This window comes from Caulobacter sp. FWC2, assembly GCF_002742625.1.
Classification (GTDB): Bacteria; Pseudomonadota; Alphaproteobacteria; order Caulobacterales; family Caulobacteraceae; genus Caulobacter.
In genome coordinates this window covers 5,182,258-5,197,668 of record NZ_PEBF01000001.1, presented here as the reverse complement: position 1 = coordinate 5,197,668, position 15,411 = coordinate 5,182,258, and the positions used below count along the sequence as shown (strand labels likewise).

14 protein-coding genes are annotated in these 15,411 nt (G+C 68.0%); 10 read left to right on the top strand and 4 right to left on the bottom strand.

Going from position 1 to position 15,411, the window contains the following annotated elements; all coding sequences use genetic code 11:
• Positions 1-91 precede the first annotated feature (91 nt).
• Genes CSW62_RS24515 through CSW62_RS24490 form a run of 6 tightly spaced genes read left to right on the top strand, consistent with a single transcriptional unit; the run spans position 92 to position 4,218 of the window.
• Positions 92-967, top strand: coding sequence for a VacJ family lipoprotein (locus CSW62_RS24515; protein ID WP_233206771.1), 876 nt, complete (start codon positions 92-94; stop codon positions 965-967).
• The gene (locus CSW62_RS24510) at positions 964-1,629 is read left to right on the top strand and encodes a phospholipid-binding protein MlaC (protein WP_099582076.1); all 666 of its coding nucleotides are present in this window, start codon (positions 964-966) and stop codon (positions 1,627-1,629) included. Before CSW62_RS24515 ends, CSW62_RS24510 begins: the two co-directional genes overlap by 4 nt.
• Before the next feature lie 32 nt (positions 1,630-1,661).
• Positions 1,662-2,189 (top strand): outer membrane lipid asymmetry maintenance protein MlaD, encoded by a 528-nt coding sequence (mlaD, locus tag CSW62_RS24505; RefSeq protein ID WP_099582075.1) that lies wholly within the window; start codon positions 1,662-1,664, stop codon positions 2,187-2,189.
• Between the two features lies 1 nt (position 2,190).
• Positions 2,191-3,000: an ABC transporter permease gene (locus CSW62_RS24500; protein WP_099582074.1), complete on the top strand. Its 810-nt coding sequence runs from the start codon at positions 2,191-2,193 to the stop codon at positions 2,998-3,000.
• A complete protein-coding gene (locus tag CSW62_RS24495; RefSeq protein WP_099582073.1) occupies positions 2,997-3,767 on the top strand; it encodes an ABC transporter ATP-binding protein in 771 nt (256 codons plus the stop codon). The genes CSW62_RS24500 and CSW62_RS24495 overlap by 4 nt, the downstream gene beginning before the upstream one ends.
• Positions 3,757-4,218, top strand: coding sequence for a hypothetical protein (locus tag CSW62_RS24490; protein WP_099582072.1), 462 nt, complete (start codon positions 3,757-3,759; stop codon positions 4,216-4,218). Before CSW62_RS24495 ends, CSW62_RS24490 begins: the two co-directional genes overlap by 11 nt.
• Positions 4,219-4,260: 42 nt before the next feature.
• Here the strand turns inward: CSW62_RS24490 and CSW62_RS24485 are convergent, their stop codons facing one another.
• The gene (locus tag CSW62_RS24485) at positions 4,261-5,163 is read right to left on the bottom strand and encodes a hydrogen peroxide-inducible genes activator (RefSeq protein WP_099582071.1); all 903 of its coding nucleotides are present in this window, start codon (positions 5,161-5,163) and stop codon (positions 4,261-4,263) included.
• 227 nt (positions 5,164-5,390) lie between these two features.
• On the opposite strand from CSW62_RS24485, the gene CSW62_RS24480 reads away from it, so the two are divergent.
• Both CSW62_RS24480 and creS read left to right on the top strand, forming a co-directional pair.
• Positions 5,391-5,942 carry a carboxymuconolactone decarboxylase family protein gene (locus CSW62_RS24480; protein WP_099582070.1) on the top strand — a complete coding sequence of 184 codons (552 nt, stop codon included), beginning with the start codon at positions 5,391-5,393 and terminating at the stop codon, positions 5,940-5,942.
• A gap of 151 nt (positions 5,943-6,093) precedes the next feature.
• Positions 6,094-7,467 (top strand): crescentin, encoded by a 1,374-nt coding sequence (gene creS / locus CSW62_RS24475; RefSeq protein ID WP_099582069.1) that lies wholly within the window; start codon positions 6,094-6,096, stop codon positions 7,465-7,467.
• A gap of 60 nt (positions 7,468-7,527) precedes the next feature.
• Here the strand turns inward: creS and CSW62_RS24470 are convergent, their stop codons facing one another.
• The 3 genes from CSW62_RS24470 to CSW62_RS24460 all read right to left on the bottom strand — a co-directional run bounded on the left by CSW62_RS24470 (position 7,528) and on the right by CSW62_RS24460 (position 11,441).
• Positions 7,528-8,049, bottom strand: a complete 522-nt coding sequence (locus tag CSW62_RS24470; RefSeq protein ID WP_099582068.1) for an SRPBCC domain-containing protein — start codon at positions 8,047-8,049, stop codon at positions 7,528-7,530.
• A gap of 55 nt (positions 8,050-8,104) precedes the next feature.
• Positions 8,105-9,097 carry a TraB/GumN family protein gene (locus CSW62_RS24465; protein WP_099582067.1) on the bottom strand — a complete coding sequence of 331 codons (993 nt, stop codon included), beginning with the start codon at positions 9,095-9,097 and terminating at the stop codon, positions 8,105-8,107.
• 202 nt (positions 9,098-9,299) lie between these two features.
• Positions 9,300-11,441 carry a M3 family metallopeptidase gene (locus CSW62_RS24460; protein ID WP_099582066.1) on the bottom strand — a complete coding sequence of 714 codons (2,142 nt, stop codon included), beginning with the start codon at positions 11,439-11,441 and terminating at the stop codon, positions 9,300-9,302.
• A 134-nt stretch (positions 11,442-11,575) separates the two neighbouring features.
• Here CSW62_RS24460 and CSW62_RS24455 point away from each other — a divergent pair, with 134 nt between their 5' ends.
• Both CSW62_RS24455 and CSW62_RS24445 read left to right on the top strand, forming a co-directional pair.
• Positions 11,576-12,424, top strand: a complete 849-nt coding sequence (locus tag CSW62_RS24455) for a glutamate racemase (protein ID WP_099582065.1) — start codon at positions 11,576-11,578, stop codon at positions 12,422-12,424.
• Between the two features lie 299 nt (positions 12,425-12,723).
• Positions 12,724-15,213, top strand: coding sequence for a DNA translocase FtsK (locus CSW62_RS24445; protein WP_199170692.1), 2,490 nt, complete (start codon positions 12,724-12,726; stop codon positions 15,211-15,213).
• The last annotated feature ends 198 nt before the right edge of the window (positions 15,214-15,411 follow it).

The window sequence follows — 15,411 nt, the reverse complement described above, 5'->3', positions numbered from 1 at the left end:
GCAAGCCCTGCTGAACGTGACCGAAATACAACGTAATCGGTCTTGATACGGATTGCGGCGTGAATACATGCCGCGTGTAAGAAGCAGGAGCATGAGCTTGAGCGACCGGGATAATAGCCTCAGCCAGACGGCGAACGGCCGGCCTTTCGCCGCCGCGGGGCTTGCCGTGGCCGCCAGCCTGGCGATGTTCGCGCCAGCCATGGCGCAGCAGCAGGGCGTTCAGGGCCAGTCGGTCGGCACGACGGCCGGCGTCGAAGCGGCCGACGATCCGCTGGAAGGCTTCAATCGCGGTTCCTTCAAGCTCGGCATGGGCCTGGATCATGTGATCCTGGCGCCGATCGCCCACGGCTACATGGCCGTCACCCCCCGGGTGGTGCGCAACCGCGTCAGCGCGGCCGTCTATAATCTGGGCGAGCCGAACACCGTCATGAACATGGTGTTGCAGGGCAAGCCCAAGCAAGCCATGCGCTCGACCACCCGCTTCGTCGTCAATTCGACCGTCGGCGTGCTGGGCCTGTTCGACGTGGCCTCCAGCATGAACCTGCCGCGCCGCGACTCCGACTTCGGCCAGACCTTTGGCAAGTGGGGCGCCAAACCCGGCGCCTATCTCTATGTGCCCCTGATGGGTCCGCTGAACGTCCGCGACGGCGTCGGCCGCGCCCTGGACATTGTCACCGACCCCGTCTCGATCTATGTCGGCGGCTTCTCCACCGACTTCGGCAAGGCCCGGACCGGCGTGACCATCGTTGATGTGCGCTCGAAGGCGGACCCGGCGTACCATGCCCTCAAGGACGCCGCCGACCCGTATGTCACCACCCGCTCGGCCTACACCCAGTATCGCGAGGCCTTCATACGCGAAGCGACCGGCGCGGCCGAGGTGCTTCCCGATTTCGACGCGCCGCCGCCTGAAGCTCCGCCCCCCCAAGGTACGCCCCAGGACGCTTCACCGGCCGCGCCCAAACCATGACCGGTAAGACCATGACCAACACCACCTCCACTCGGCGCGGCGCCAACGTCGCGCTTTTGGCTTTCTTCGGGGCCGCGGCGATCGCCGCCCCGGCCATGGCCCAGAACAGCGCCCGCGACGCCGGCGCCGAGGCCTTCGTTCAGACCAAGGCCCAGCGCGTCATCACCGTGCTGGCCAACAAGGGCATGAGCGACGCCCAGAAGACCCAGGTCTTCCACCAGGCGGTGGACGAGCTGGCCGACGTGCCGCGCATCACCAATTTCGTTCTGGGCAAGTACGCTCGCACCATCACGCCCGAGCAGCGCGCGCGCTTCACACCGGTGTTCCGCACCTATGTGGAGAGCGTCTATCAGAGCCGCATCGACGACTATCGCGGCGAACAGCTGAAGGTGGTCGGTTCGGTGGTCAACAAGCCGGGCGACGTGACGGTGAAGACCGTGATTTCAGGCGGCCAGATCACCCAGCCCCTGCCGGTCTCCTGGCGCGTGCTGGGCGGCGGTCAGACCTGGAAGGTCGTCGATGTCCAGTTCAAGGGCATCTGGCTGGCCATCACCCAGCAGCAGGACTTCGTGTCGACGATCGACAACGCCGGCGGCAACATCGACGTGCTGATCAACCAACTCCAGAAGGGCGGCTCGGCGCCTTCTGGCCGTCGCAAGTAGCGGCGGAACCAGAGATCAAGACGTAAGGGGATTTGGCATTGCGCGAACAATGGGCCGAGACGGCCATGGGCGTCGTCGTCCTCGCCTTGGCGGCGGGGTTCCTGACCTATTCGCTGAGTGTGGGCGGCGTCCACATGAAACGCGGCGACTATGAGATCAAGGCCAAGTTCGGTGAGGCCGGATCGCTGGCCCCCGGCGCGGCGGTGAGCGTGGCCGGCGTCAAGGTCGGCACGGTTTCCGAGATCACCCTGGAGCCGAAGACCTTCCTGGCCGTGGCCAAGCTGAGCATCGACCCGACGGTCAAGCTGCCGTCGGACTCGACCGCCAAGATCACCAGCGACGGCATCCTGGGCGGCGCCCACGTGTCGATCGCCCCGGGCGCGGCCATGGACGACCTCAAGCCGGGCGGCCAGATCGAGAACACTCAGGGCGCGGTCGACCTGTTCGGCCTGATCGGCTCGGTGATCCGTCCGCAAGGCGGTTCGGACGCGGCGGCGCCATCGACAGGTGCGGCGGCCGCCCCGGCCCCGGCCGCGTCGCAGCCGGCCGTGAGCTACTAGCGTGACCGCGACCGAGGCGGCCCGGAAGGTCGCCACTAAACCCGTCCGGACGCTGGGCCGCTCGACCCTGGCCGCCGTGCGCATGGTCGGCTCTGTCGGCGTGTTCGCCGTACGCGGCGTCGTCTCCGCCCTGACCCCGCCGTGGTTCTTCGGCCAGCTGTGGCGTCAGTTCGTAGCCATAGGCTTCTTCTCGCTGCCGGTCGTGGGCCTGACCGCCATCTTCACCGGCGCGGCCCTGGCCCTCAACATCTTCACCGGCGGCGGGCGCTTCAACGCCGAGCAGGTGATGCCGCAGATCGTGGCCCTGGGCATCACCCGGGAGCTGGGTCCGGTGCTGGCGTCGCTGATGCTGGCCGGCCGGGTCTCGGCCGCCATCGCCGCCGAGATCGGGGCCATGCGCGCGACCGAGCAGATCGACGCCATGCGCACCCTGTCGACCGACCCGTTCCGCTATCTGGTCGGCCCGCGCTTGCTGGCCGGCCTGCTGATGATGCCGCTGCTGGCCGCCGTGGCCGACACCATCGGCATCGCGGGCGGATGGCTGGTCGCCACACGGATCCTGGATTTCAACCCGACAATCTATATCCGCAACACGCTCGACTTCCTGCAGCTGTGGGACATCGGTTCGGGCCTGATCAAGGCCGCCGTGTTCGGCTTCATCGTCGCGCTGATGGGCTGCTACCATGGCTACAACGCCTCTGGCGGCGCGCGCGGCGTCGGACGGGCCACCACCCACGCGGTGGTCTCCTCGGCCATCCTGATCTTCGCCTCCGACTACCTTCTGACCACGCTTTTCACGCACGCCTCATGACCGACGCGACCCCGAAACTCGCCTGGAAGGGCGTTAGCAAGCGCTTCGAGGGCCGCGCGGTCCTGGACGGTCTCGACCTGTCGGTCGCGCCGGGCCGGTCGCTGGTCATCATCGGCGGCTCTGGCCAGGGCAAGTCCGTGACCATCAAGACGGCGCTCGGCTTGATGCGGCCGGACGCCGGCAAGGTCGAGCTGGACGGCAAGAATATCGTCGGCCTGTCCGAAGGCGCGCGCCGCAAGCTGTTCTCCCGCATCGGCGTGCTGTTCCAGGGCGCGGCCCTGTTCGACAGCCTGACCGTCTGGGAGAACGTCGCCTTCCGCCTGATCAACGCCGACGGCGTGCCGCGCAAGGAAGCCAAGGAGCGCGCGATCGACGCCCTGGAACAGGTGCGCCTGGCGCCCGACGTCGCCGACCGTTTCCCGTCCGAGCTGTCGGGCGGCATGCAGAAGCGCGCCGGCCTGGCCCGCGCCGTCGTCGCCCAGCCGGAGATCCTGTTCTTCGACGAGCCGACCACCGGTCTGGATCCGATCACTGCGGCGGCGATCAACGAACTGATCTCCAATCAGGTGCGTCGCCTGGGCTCGACCGCCGTGTCGATCACCCATGACCTGGCCTCGGCCCAGACCATTGGCGACGAGATCGCCATGCTGCACGGGGGCACGATCATCTGGCGCGGCCCCGCCGCCGAGCTGGCCACCACCGACAATCCGTATGTTCGCCAGTTCGTCGAAGGCCGCGCCGAGGGTCCGATCTCGCATGCGGTTTAAGGTCGTCGCCCTGGCGACAGGCCTGCTGATCGCCGCCACGGTTCAAGTCGGGGTCGCCCAGGCTCAATCGTTCGTGCGTCCCGACTGTCAGGGTGTGAACGGCGGCGTGGCTCTACGCTACGACACGTCGGAGCATGCGCGCTGGTATCAGCGGTTCTGGACCGGAACCTGCGACCACCTGGCGTTCTGCATCCCCGGCTCGCCGAACTGGAACGAGATCGTCGGCAAGCTGCTGATCAAGGGGGGCCCTTCCGAAAGGGCGGCCCTGCTGCCCAAGGCCTGCCGCCTGGGTCAGCTGATCGGCCTGGAATGGTCGCGCGAAAAGGCGATCCGCAAGATCGACACCCACGACCTGCGCCTGTTCAGCACGACGCTCGAGGCCACCGGCGACACGCTGAAGGGCCTCGACAAGGTCGAGCAGGCCGCGCGCATCAAGCTGGCGCCGCGCTAGAGCCCTTCAGCTTTAGATGGTTCCATCTAAACCGGACAGGCTCTAAGCGGTTTCCTGAAGGGTCTCGGCCAGCAGCCGGCCCTCGACGCCCCGGCTGGAGCCCGCCCGCCAGGCCACCACGATCTCGCGGCTGGGATGCTCGGTCGCTAGCGGGCGGATGGTCAGGGCGGTCTTGTCGGTCAGGCCGGCGTGGACCGCCATGGCCGGCAGGAAAGAGACGCCCAGACCCGAGCCGATCATCTGCACCAGGGTCGGCAGCGAGGTGGCCGCGAAGGTCTCGTCGTCGCCGACGCCGCGCGGCGGCTCCAGGCCGCAGGCGGCCAGGGCGTGGTCGCGCAGGCAGTGACCGTCTTCCAGCAGGATCAGATCGTCGCCCCGCAGGCTGTCGGGATCGACCCGGGTCGAGGCCGCCATCGGATGGTTGGCCGGGGCGGCGGCCAGGAGCTCGTCATCCTCGACATGGGCCCAGTCCAGGCCGGACATGTCGTAGGGCAGGGCGATCAGGGCCGCGTCCAGGGCGCCGCTCTTCAGAGCCGCGATCAGCCGCTGGGTCAGGTCCTCGCGCAGGAAGAGCTTCAGCTTCGGGAACCTATCGCGCAGGACGGGCAGGGCGCGCGGCAGCAGGTAGGGCGCCACGGTCGGGATCACGCCCAGGCGGAACCGGCCCGCCAGCGGCTGGCCCGCGCCCCGCGCGGCCTGCACCAGGTCCTCGGCTCTCGCGAGAATGTCTTCCGCCCGTCGCACCGCCTCCTGGCCGGCGGCGGTCAGGATCACGCCCGAACGAGCCCGGTCGACCACCGGCGCGCCCAGGATCTTCTCCAGTTCCTGGATGCCGGCCGACAGGGTGGGCTGGGTGACATAGGCGCTCTCGGCCGCCCGGCTGAACGAGCCGTGCTCCGAGAGGAGCTTCAGATATTGCAGCTGGCGCAGGGTCGGGAGGAGCATGGCCTTGATATAGGCGTCATCTATCGGAAAGCCAAAAACTATCGATTGGCTATCTGCTCGATCGGAACCTATCTCAGTCCGGCGGTGAAGTTCCGGCGTGTCTCCCCCACCGACGCCGGACCCCAGCCCGTTGAACCCGGTCCGCCCGCGCCTCCCCTCCCAGCGGCGCGGACCGGGACGAACCTTTCCCACGATGCTAAGCCCGCTCCAGACCTTCGGAGCGCCTCATGCCGATCGACGCCCTGCGCGCCCAACTGCCCGCCTACGCCAAGGACCTGGGAACCAACCTGACCGTCCTGGCCGGCGAGACCGTGCTGAGCGATCAGGCGCGCTGGGGTTGCTTCGTCGCCAGCGCCTGCGCGGTCGGCGAGCCCGAGACCCTGAAGGCGATCACCATCGCCGCCCATGAGGCGGGCGTTTCGTCCGAGGCTTTCACGGCGGCCAAGACCGCTGCGGCGATGATGGCCATGACCAACGTCTATTTCCGCGCCGTTCACCTGATGACAGCGCCCGACTACGGCGCCTTGCCCTCGCACCTGCGGATGAACCGACTGGCCCCTTCCGGCGTGTCGGCGGTCGAGTACGAACTCTGGTGCGTGGCGGTGTCGGCGATCAACGGCTGCGGCGCTTGCCTCGACAGCCATGAGGCCGAGCTGCGCAAACGCGGCGTGGAGCCCGTCCAGATCCAGGCCGCCCTACGCATCGCCGCAGTGGTTAACGCGGTCGGCCGGGTGCTGGCGGTCGAGACGCCAGATCGTCCCCAGTTTTCGGGCTTCTGAGGCGCGTGCGCGACGCCAGGTCGCGGTGTCCGCCCCTCGACATTCACCTTGCCAATAAACTAGGTTGTTAACCTCTGGGTAAGAGATTCGCGGCGTTCGCAAGGCGGCCTTTCAGGTCGCGATGGGGTCGCACGGGGTGAAGGTGGGCGATATGAGACTGCTGTCGAAGAATCCTCGCGATAACAAGAACGCCAAGCCGGCTGTTCTGGGTGAAGAGGCCCGTGTCGAGGCCGTACAGCACCAGATCGAATCCACCCAGGCGATCGGCCAGCGCTACGAGACCATTCACGGCGGGCTCGACAGCATCGGCCGCGTGATGGAGCACCTGAAGGCCATCGAGCCGCTGATCGCGGAGATTCGCGGTCCGGTGGCGCAGGAATTCGACGCACGCCGCGCCGAGCACGCCGAACTGATCGCCCTGCGCGCCAACTACGAGCACGCCCAGCGCCAGGTCGCCCAGATCCAGGCCGAGGAGCGCGAAGTCAGCGCCCGCCTGGCCGCCGCCGAAACCGCCCTTGGCGAATCCGACGCCCGCCGCCAGACCCAGGACGCGGCGCTGGAAGACAACGCCCTCGAAATCGACCGCCTGCGCAACGCCCTGCTGCAGTCGGATCTGAAGGTCTCCAGCCTCGACGCCTCCCTGCGCGACTCGACCGCCCGCATCGAGCACCTGGTGCAGGACGTCGAAGGCCTGCGCGTCCAGGCCCAGGACATCGACACCCGTCGCGGCGACGCCGAGGCGGCGCTGGCCCGCGCCAACCAGGACAACGCCCTGCTGGGCGATGAAGTCGCGACCTTGAAGAAGCGCGTCGACCAGGCTGGCCTGGACGTGGCGCGCCTGTCGCGCATCGAAACCGACCTCGAAGCCCAGCTGGCCGGCGAACGCGCCCGTGTGCAGGCGATCGAGAACGCCCTGTCGGCCCACCAGACCGACAGCGGTCGCACCATCCGCGGCCTGGAAAGCCAGGTCGAGGCGGCTCGCGCCGAGATCTCGGCCCTGCAGACCCGCCTGGAGACCGCCACCGGCCGCGCCGACAAGCTGGAAGAGATGAACACCCAGATCTCGGCCCGCCTCGCCGAGTCCTCCGCGCACCAGAAGGCCGTCGAGCGCCGCGCCGGCGACCTCAACGTCGCGCTGGAACGCGCCCTGGAACGCATCCGCACGCTGGAAGAGGATTCGGAAGGCCTGCGCCAGCGCCACGCCGGCGTCGACACCGCCCGCGCCACCGCGATCGAGCGCGCCGACCAGATGGCCAAGAGCGCCGTCGCCCAGGAAAAGGCGATGAAGCGCGCCGAGGAACGGGCTCAGCAACTGCGCGCCCGCCTCGATGGCATGCAGGAAGCCCAGGACCAGATCCGTCGCGAACACGAGGAGAAGGTCGCCGAGCTGCAGGCCACGATCGAGCGCCTCACCTCGGAAAACGCCATGGCCGAAGGCGCTCTGGAAGCGGCCCGCCGCGACCGCTCGCGCCTGCAGATGGCGCTGCTGGGCGCTTCGGACGAGGGCCTGGCGGAAAGCGCCTGAGCCTCGAACCCTGAGAGACCATGGCCCGCCGACCTTCTGGTCCGGCGGGCTTTTTCTTGGCTACTTCGCCTCGACCGCCGCCTTGAGCCCGGCCACCTGCTGGCCCAGGACGCCGTCGACGGGCGCGGCGATCTTGTCGAGGCCGCCCTTGAAATAGCCGCCGACGTCGTAGGTGACGGTCACCGTCGTCTGGCCGTCCTTCTCGGCGAGCAGGAAGGTCAGGGCTCCGCTTGCGCCAGAGTTCTGCAAGGGACCCAGCGCGCCGACCAGAACCAGCTTCTGCCCCGGCGCGGCATTGACCGTGGTCATGTGCAATACCGAGCCGCCGTTGGGCAGGCGCTCGCAGAAGCAGCCGCCCGAAGCCGCGCCCAGCGACAGGTTGGCGGCCGAGCCCGACCAAGTGTGGGCCGAGGCCCACCATTTCGACGGCTGCACCAGCGTCGCCCAGACGGCGCTGGCGGGTGCGGCGATCACCACCTGATGGCGGACCTCGAAGTCGTTGGGCTGGGCGTCCGCCACTTCGGCGCGCGCGGCGCCGGCGGCCAGCAGCGCCAGGGCAGCGGCGGCGATCATCGTCTTCATGTGAGGTCCCTCCCTGACCGAGGTTGAGGGCAGGGTGGGCAGGCGTCAACGCCGGCTACTCGACCGGCGAACTGACCGTCGCGCCGCCCGCCTTCAGCCGATCCAGCACGCCGTTGGCCGGCAGCAGGAAGCCTAGATCGACCACCGCCACGGTGACGCCAGGACGCTTCAGCGCGTCCGTCATGGCCTGCGTCGTCTGGTCGACGCCCTTCTCCAGCAGGGCCGGCCCGCCCGGCGCGCGCAGCAGGCAGCGCTGGGCGCCGCTGGCGCGGTAGCGGGCGCGGACCGAGCCCAGGTCGCCCTCCGCCCAATCCTGGCCGATCGTGGTCGAATGGGCGCCGTCATAGGCGATCTCGTCCAGAGCCACGCGCAGACAGTACAGTTGATCCTCTGGCGAGAGCTTCGACACGATCGAGGTCACCGCGCTCATCCGGTACTGGCCGACCGCCTTGACCTTGAGCTTGCGGGCCTTGGCCATCCGCTCGACCGTGCTGACCGGCTTGGCTTCGGAGAGGCCGGCCGCCTGACGGAAATCCGACAGCAGCAGGAAGCCCGCCACGCCCGGCTTCCAGTTCTTGTACTCGCCGGCCCCCTTGCGCGCCTGGTTGCGGGATTCGACGAAGCGCGCCTTGAGGTCGGGCGGCAGCTGATCCTCCAGCGCCTTGCCCATCGGCTGGCGCAGGCCGCCGCCGAAGCTGAGCAGGAAGCCCGCCGCCTGGGTGACGCCGACCGCCGCCTGCGGTGGGACCAGCACCAGGCTGGCCTTGTCCAAGGCCTTGTTCAGGCGGGGGCTTTCCCATTTCAGCTGGTGGGGCAGGGGGGCGGCCGAGCCAAGGATGTAGAGCTTGGCCCCATCCTTCTCGACCAGCCAGATCGCCGGGCCCCTGGGCTTGGCCACCACGGTCAACTCGGCGACCACCGCGCTCTCGTCCTGGGCCGGGGCCTGGCCGAGCTCGACCGTGGAAGGCGGGGGAGGCGCGGTCTGGGCGAGGGCAGGGGTGGCGAAAGCCAGACAGAGGGCCAGAGGCACGAGCTTGGGCGCAGCCATGAATACTCCTTAGGCCCCGAAGCCCATTTAGCCCTTCTCCCCCTGCGGGAGAAGGTGTCAGCGCAGCTGACGGATGAGGGGTCGCACAAACAGAAACGCCGCGACGGCGGTGAGGCTGTCGCGGCGGTCTCTTTCTTCAACCCCTCACCCGACCCGCTACGCGGGCCACCCTCTCCCGCAAGGGGAGAGGGAAACCCGACGCCTAAGCCCCCGGCGGAACCGGGAAGCCGCGCTTGCGCATCAGGGCTCCGATCTTCACGTCACGGCCGCGGAAGGCGCGGAACTGGTCGACGGGGTCGACCGCGTTGCCCTTCGACATGATCGTCTCATACAGGCGCTTGGCGGTCGGCTTGTCGTAGAAGCCGCCCGGCGCCTCCTGGAAGGCCTCGGCGACGTCGGCGGTCAGGGTGTCGGCCCACAGATAGCTGTAATAGCCAGCCGAATAGCCGTCGCCCGAGAACACGTGGCCGAACTGCGGGGTGCGGTGACGCATGACGATCTCGTGCGGCATGTTCAGCTTGGCCAGCTCCTCGCGCTCGAACTTGTCCGGATCGATGTCGACGTCGCCGGCCAGGTGCAGCTTCATGTCGATCAGGGCGCTGGACAGATATTCGGTCGTGCCGAAGCCCTCGCCGAACTTGCCGGCGGCCTCGATCTTGTCGACCAGGGCCTGCGGGATCGGCTTGCCGGTCTGATAATGCAGGGCGAACTGGTTCAGCACCTGCGGCGTCGGCAGCCAGTGCTCGTTCAGCTGGCTGGGGAACTCGACATAGTCGCGCGCCACGTTGGTGCCCGACACCGACGGATAGGTCGCGTTGGCGTTCAGGCCGTGCAGGGCGTGGCCGAACTCGTGGAACAGGGTGACAGCGTCGTCCCACGAGATCAGCAGCGGCTCGCCCGGCTTGCCCTTGATGAAGTTGGAGTTGTTGGAGACGATCGTGGTGATCTCGCCCTTGAACCGCTCTTGCGTGCGGTAGGCGTTCATCCAGGCGCCCGAGCGCTTGCCCTGACGGGCATAGGGGTCGAAGTACCACAGGCCGACATGCTTGCCGGCGCGGGTCACCTCATAGACGGTGATGTCCTCGTGATAGACGGGGATGCCGGAAAGCTTCTTGAATTCAAAGCCGTACAGCTGGCCCGAGGCCCAGAACATGCCCTCGCGCAGCTTGTCCAGCTGCAGGTATGGCTTCACCTCGTTCATATCGAGGGCGTACTTCGCCAGGCGGACCTTCTCGGCGTAGAAGCGGTAGTCCCACGGCTCCAGCTTGAAGCCGCCGCCCTCCTTATCGATGATCGCCTGCATGTCGGCGACGTCGATGGCGACCTGGGCGATGGCCGGGGTCCACACCGCCTCCATCAGCGCCATGGCGTTCTCGGGCGTCTTGGCCATCGAATTCTCGAGGCGCCAGTGGGCGTGGGTCTTGTAGCCCAGCAGCTTGGCGCGCTCGACGCGCAGCTTCAGGATCTTGGCGATGATGGCGTTGTTGTCGGTCGCGCCGCCGTTGTCGCCGCGGTTGACGAAAGCACGCCAGACCTTCTCGCGGGCCGAGCGGACCGGCGAGGCGGCCAGGAACGGGTCGACGCTGGAGCGGGTGTTGACGACGACGAACTTGCCCGGGAGCTTGCGCGCGGCGGCGTTCGAGGCGGCGGCGTCCTTCAGGCCCTGGGGCAGACCGGCGAGGTCGGCGTCGGAAAGCTCGATCCAGGTGCTTTCATCGGCCAGCAGGTTCTGGCTGAACTTGGTGTAGAGGCCGGCCAGCTCGGTGTTGATCGCGCCGACCCGGGCCTTGGCCTCGGGGCTCAGCTTGGCGCCCGAACGCACGAAGTTGGTATAGTAGATCCAGAGGACGCGTCGCTGCTCCGGCGTCAGCTTGGCCTTGTCCGGCGAAGTATAGACGGCCTCGATGCGGGCGAAGAGGGCGGCGTTCTGGTTGACCTTGTCGCCATGGGCCGAGAGCTTCGGATCCATCTCCTCCTCGACCTTCTGGAACTCCGGCGTGCTCATGGTCGAGCCCCAGATGCCATAATAGGTCGAGACATCGTTCAGCATCCGGCCGGCGTCTTCCAGCGCGCCGATGGTGTTGTCGAAGGTCGGCGCGGCCTTGTTGGCGGTGATCGCGTCGATCTCGGCCAGGTTCCTGGCCATGGCCGTTTCCAGGGCCGGCTTGAAGTCGGCGACCTTGACCTGGTCGAAGGCCGGCACGCCGCCATAGGGGCCGACCCATTTCTGGGTCATCGGATTACTTCCCGAAGACGTATTGGCTTGGGCCATGGATAAACTCGGATTGAGGGCGGCGACCGCGCCGGTGGCGGCGGCCGAGGCCAGGAATGTACGACGTTGCACGGAGTGTCTCCGGTGAAGATTTGGCAGGGACCCTAACAAGGTTCCGGGGCGTGTCACATGACAGCCGCGTAACCTTTTTCGGATCCGCGCCCAGTCCGTGGACGAGGCCGGCTTTGGCGGCTACAGCTTGCCCCATGATCGGCGTCTTCGACTCCGGCGTGGGCGGGCTTACGGTCCACCGCGCCCTCGTGCAGCGTCTGCCCCAGGCGGACTTCACCTATCTGGCCGACCAGGCCCATGCGCCCTACGGCGTGCGCACCGGCGAGGAGATCGTCGAGCTGACCAAGGCCGGCTGCATCCGCCTGTTCGACCGCGGCGCCAGCCTGGTCGTCCTGGCCTGCAACACCGCCTCGGCCATCGCCCTGCGCCGCCTGCAGCAGACCTGGCTGCCGGGCTACCGCAAGGAGATCGGCCGGCCGGTCAACATCCTGGGCATCATCGTCCCGACCATCGAGAAGGCCACCGGCCTGCCGTGGGAGCACGAGGCCGAGCGGCGCGGCGAGAAGGTCGAGCAGCTGGACATTCTGGGCGTGTTCGCCACCCAGGCCACGGTGCGCTCGCGCGTCTACGAGATCGAGATCGACAAGCGGAAGCAGGACCTGGCGGTATTCTCCGAGGCCTGCCCGGAGCTGGTGCCGTTGATCGAAGGCGACGCCTCGGTGGTCGAACTGGCCAAGGCGGTCGAGAGCCATGTCGAAGCGCTGAAGACCCGCATCGGCCGCTATCCGCACCGCGTGGTGCTGGGCTGCACCCACTATGAGATCATCGCCGACCTGTTTCGCGCCGCCCTGCCGGCCGGCACCCCGCTGATCCAGCAGCCCGAGGCCACCGCCGACGCGCTGGAGCTCTATCTGGAACGCCATCCGGACTACGTCACCGGAACTGGTGGTGGCCGAGCGTTCCTGACCACGGGGACGCCTGGTCCGCAGAACGGCCTGGTGCAGGGGTTCTGGGGTGGGCCGGTGACGTTCGAACAAGCATGATCTGGGCCTGGATCAGAAGTATCCCGGTCGTCTGCTGGGTCGCCATGGCGGGCTTCATTGTCTACTCGACCTTCTTCGCACCGCCGGCCTTTTCCGAATCCAATTGGTTTTTCATCGCCGGTACAGCGCTTTTCTGGGCGACGTATTTTGGCGGGCGCTGGCTAGCGAAGGTCCGGTACTCTCAACGCGACTAATCCGCGCCCTCATGAATCATTTCCTGACGAACGCCGTAAACGCCTCTTAACGCTCTTCGGGCACAACATCGCGGTTCGACCCCTTCCACGGGTCCACGCGACGAGTTGAGTTCGGAGACTTTCATGGCGCGAGCCGCGCGGCGATCCACGACGGAGCTCCTGTGGGATGCGATCCGTTACGGCTGGGTCCAGCCCTGGACCGCCCGGTTCCGAGGCGGGATCATCACCGTGATCGGGGCCGTGCTGCTGCTGGCCATCGCCACCTACAACGCCACCGATCCCAGCCTGAACGCCGCCACCGGCGAGCCGGCCCGCAACGCCCTGGGCGCGCCCGGTGCGGCGATCGCCGACCTGTTGATGCAGTCTCTGGGCCTGTCCGGCTGGGGCGTGGCCCTGTTCATGCTGGTCTTCGGCGTCACCCGCGTGGCCCAGGCCGACCCGGACGCCGAGCGCAAGGACCTGCGCCAGCGCGCCGGTGTCGGCGTCCTGGGTCTGCTGGCGCTCTCCGCTACCCTGGCCGCGCCTCCGCCGCCCGCGATCTGGCAGCTGGAAAAGGGCCTGGGCGGCTTCTGGGGCGACGCCCTGCTGCACATGGTGGCCGGCGTTCTGCGCTTCGCCCACATTCCCGGCGCGACGATCGTCGCCGCCATCCTGTTCGCGGTCGCGGCCCTCGTCGCCCTGGGCTTCGCCATCGGCGTGCGCGAGGTCGATCCCGACGCCATCCACAACGCCGTCAGCAACGCCCTGCAGCCCCGCGTCCGCGCCGAGCCCGAGCCCGTGACCGAACCGGCCCCCAAGCCCGCCCGCGCCAAGCGGGAAAAGGCCGAGGCCGCGCCCAAGCGCGAACGGCCGGGCCGCCTGCCGCCGATTGACGCCGATGACGACGAGGCCGTGGTCGCCGCTGCGCCGACCCCCGTGTCGCAGCGCGCACAGGAGCGGGCCTACACCCCGCCGCCGCAGGACGACGAGGACGACTTCGAAGACTCGCTGGACGCCCGCCCGATGGCGATCGCCAAGCCCAAGACCGTGCCCAAGGAGTCGGGCCGCGAAGCGCGCGAGCAGCAGAAGGCCTTCGCCTTCGAAGAGGACGCCGGCTTCCAACTGCCCGAACTGGCCATGCTGGCCAAGGCCAAGCCACGCTCGTCGGAAGTCGACGCCGGCGCCCTGCGCCAGAACGCCCGGCTGCTGGAAAGCGTTCTGGCCGAGTTTGGCGTCAAGGGCCAGATCGACCAGATCCGCCCCGGCCCCGTGGTCACCATGTACGAGCTGGTGCCGGCCCCGGGCGTCAAGACCGCGCGGGTCGTGGCCCTGGCCGACGACATCGCCCGCTCGATGAGCGTGATCTCGTGCCGCGTGGCCGTGGCCCAGGGCCGTAACGCCATCGGCATCGAAATGCCGAACTCCAAGCGCGAGACGGTCTATCTGCGCGACCTGCTGTCCAGCGCCGACTACGAGAAGGCCAGCCAGATCCTGCCCATGGCGCTGGGCGAGACCATCGGTGGCGAGCCCTATATCGCCGACCTGGCCAAGATGCCCCACCTGCTGATCGCCGGCACCACCGGCTCGGGCAAGTCGGTCGGCGTCAACGCCATGATCCTGTCGATCCTGTACAAGCTGCCGCCCGAGAAGTGCCGCTTCATCATGATCGACCCCAAGATGCTGGAACTGTCGGTCTATGACGGCATCCCGCACCTGCTGGCGCCCGTCGTGACCGACCCGAAGAAGGCCGTCGTCGCCCTGAAGTGGACCGTCCGCGAGATGGAGGACCGCTATCGCCGCATGTCGAAGATCGGCGTGCGCAACATCGGCGGCTATAACGAGAAGGCCAACGAGGCCCTGGACAAGGGCGAGCACTTCGAGCGCACCGTCCAGACCGGCTTCGACGACGCCGGCCGTCCGATCTACGAGACCGAACAGATCCGTCCCGAGGCCATGCCCTACTTGGTCGTGGTCATCGACGAGGTCGCCGACCTGATGATGGTGGCCGGCAAGGACATCGAAGGCGCCGTCCAGCGTCTGGCCCAGATGGCCCGCGCCGCCGGCATCCACCTGATCATGGCCACCCAGCGACCGTCGGTCGACGTCATCACCGGCACCATCAAGGCCAACTTCCCGACCCGGATCAGCTTCCAGGTCACCAGCAAGATCGACGCCCGCACCATCCTGGGCGAGCAGGGCGCCGAGCAGCTGCTGGGCCAGGGCGACATGCTCTACATGGCCGGCGGCGGCCGCATCACCCGCCTGCATGGTCCGTTCGTCTCCGACGGCGAAGTCGAGCAGGTCGCCAAGTTCCTGCGCGACCAGGGCATCCCGCAGTACCTGGAAGAGGTCACCGCCGGCGGCGACGAAGAGCAGGAAGAGGCCATCGAGGGCGCGTTCGCAGGCGAGGGCGGGTCCAACGATCTCTACGACCACGCCGTGGCCGTGGTCACCCGCGACCGCAAGGCCTCGACCAGCTACATCCAGCGCCGCCTGCAGATCGGCTACAACCGCGCCGCCTCGCTGATGGAGCGGATGGAGAAGGAAGGCGTCGTCGGCGCCGCCAACCACGCCGGCAAGCGCGAGATCCTGGCCCCGCCGCCACCGCCCATGTAATTTCTGATCCGCTCTCCCCGGCGAAAGCCGGGGTCCAGATCGAACCCAGGGCGTCCTTCGTCGATCCTCGGCGGAGGGCGCCTTAATATCTGACGCTCAGGATGAGTCTGGGTCCCGGCTTTCGCCGGAGAGAGCGGGATGAGGGGAAACCTTGACCGTTTGGACGCGTTCCCAGCATCCCAACCTGAACGGCGCTTC

Coding starts and splice junctions, on each gene's coding strand:
- CSW62_RS24480 (WP_099582070.1), top strand. CDS start 5,391: ATGCCGATCGACGCCCTGCGCGCCCAACTGCCCGCCTACGCCAAGGAC.
- CSW62_RS24490 (WP_099582072.1), top strand. CDS start 3,757: ATGCGGTTTAAGGTCGTCGCCCTGGCGACAGGCCTGCTGATCGCCGCC.
- CSW62_RS24510 (WP_099582076.1), top strand. CDS start 964: ATGACCGGTAAGACCATGACCAACACCACCTCCACTCGGCGCGGCGCC.
- CSW62_RS24465 (WP_099582067.1), bottom strand. CDS start 9,097: ATGGCTGCGCCCAAGCTCGTGCCTCTGGCCCTCTGTCTGGCTTTCGCC.
- creS (WP_099582069.1), top strand. CDS start 6,094: ATGAGACTGCTGTCGAAGAATCCTCGCGATAACAAGAACGCCAAGCCG.
- CSW62_RS24470 (WP_099582068.1), bottom strand. CDS start 8,049: ATGAAGACGATGATCGCCGCCGCTGCCCTGGCGCTGCTGGCCGCCGGC.
- CSW62_RS24515 (WP_233206771.1), top strand. CDS start 92: ATGAGCTTGAGCGACCGGGATAATAGCCTCAGCCAGACGGCGAACGGC.
- CSW62_RS24455 (WP_099582065.1), top strand. CDS start 11,576: ATGATCGGCGTCTTCGACTCCGGCGTGGGCGGGCTTACGGTCCACCGC.
- CSW62_RS24495 (WP_099582073.1), top strand. CDS start 2,997: ATGACCGACGCGACCCCGAAACTCGCCTGGAAGGGCGTTAGCAAGCGC.
- CSW62_RS24485 (WP_099582071.1), bottom strand. CDS start 5,163: ATGCTCCTCCCGACCCTGCGCCAGCTGCAATATCTGAAGCTCCTCTCG.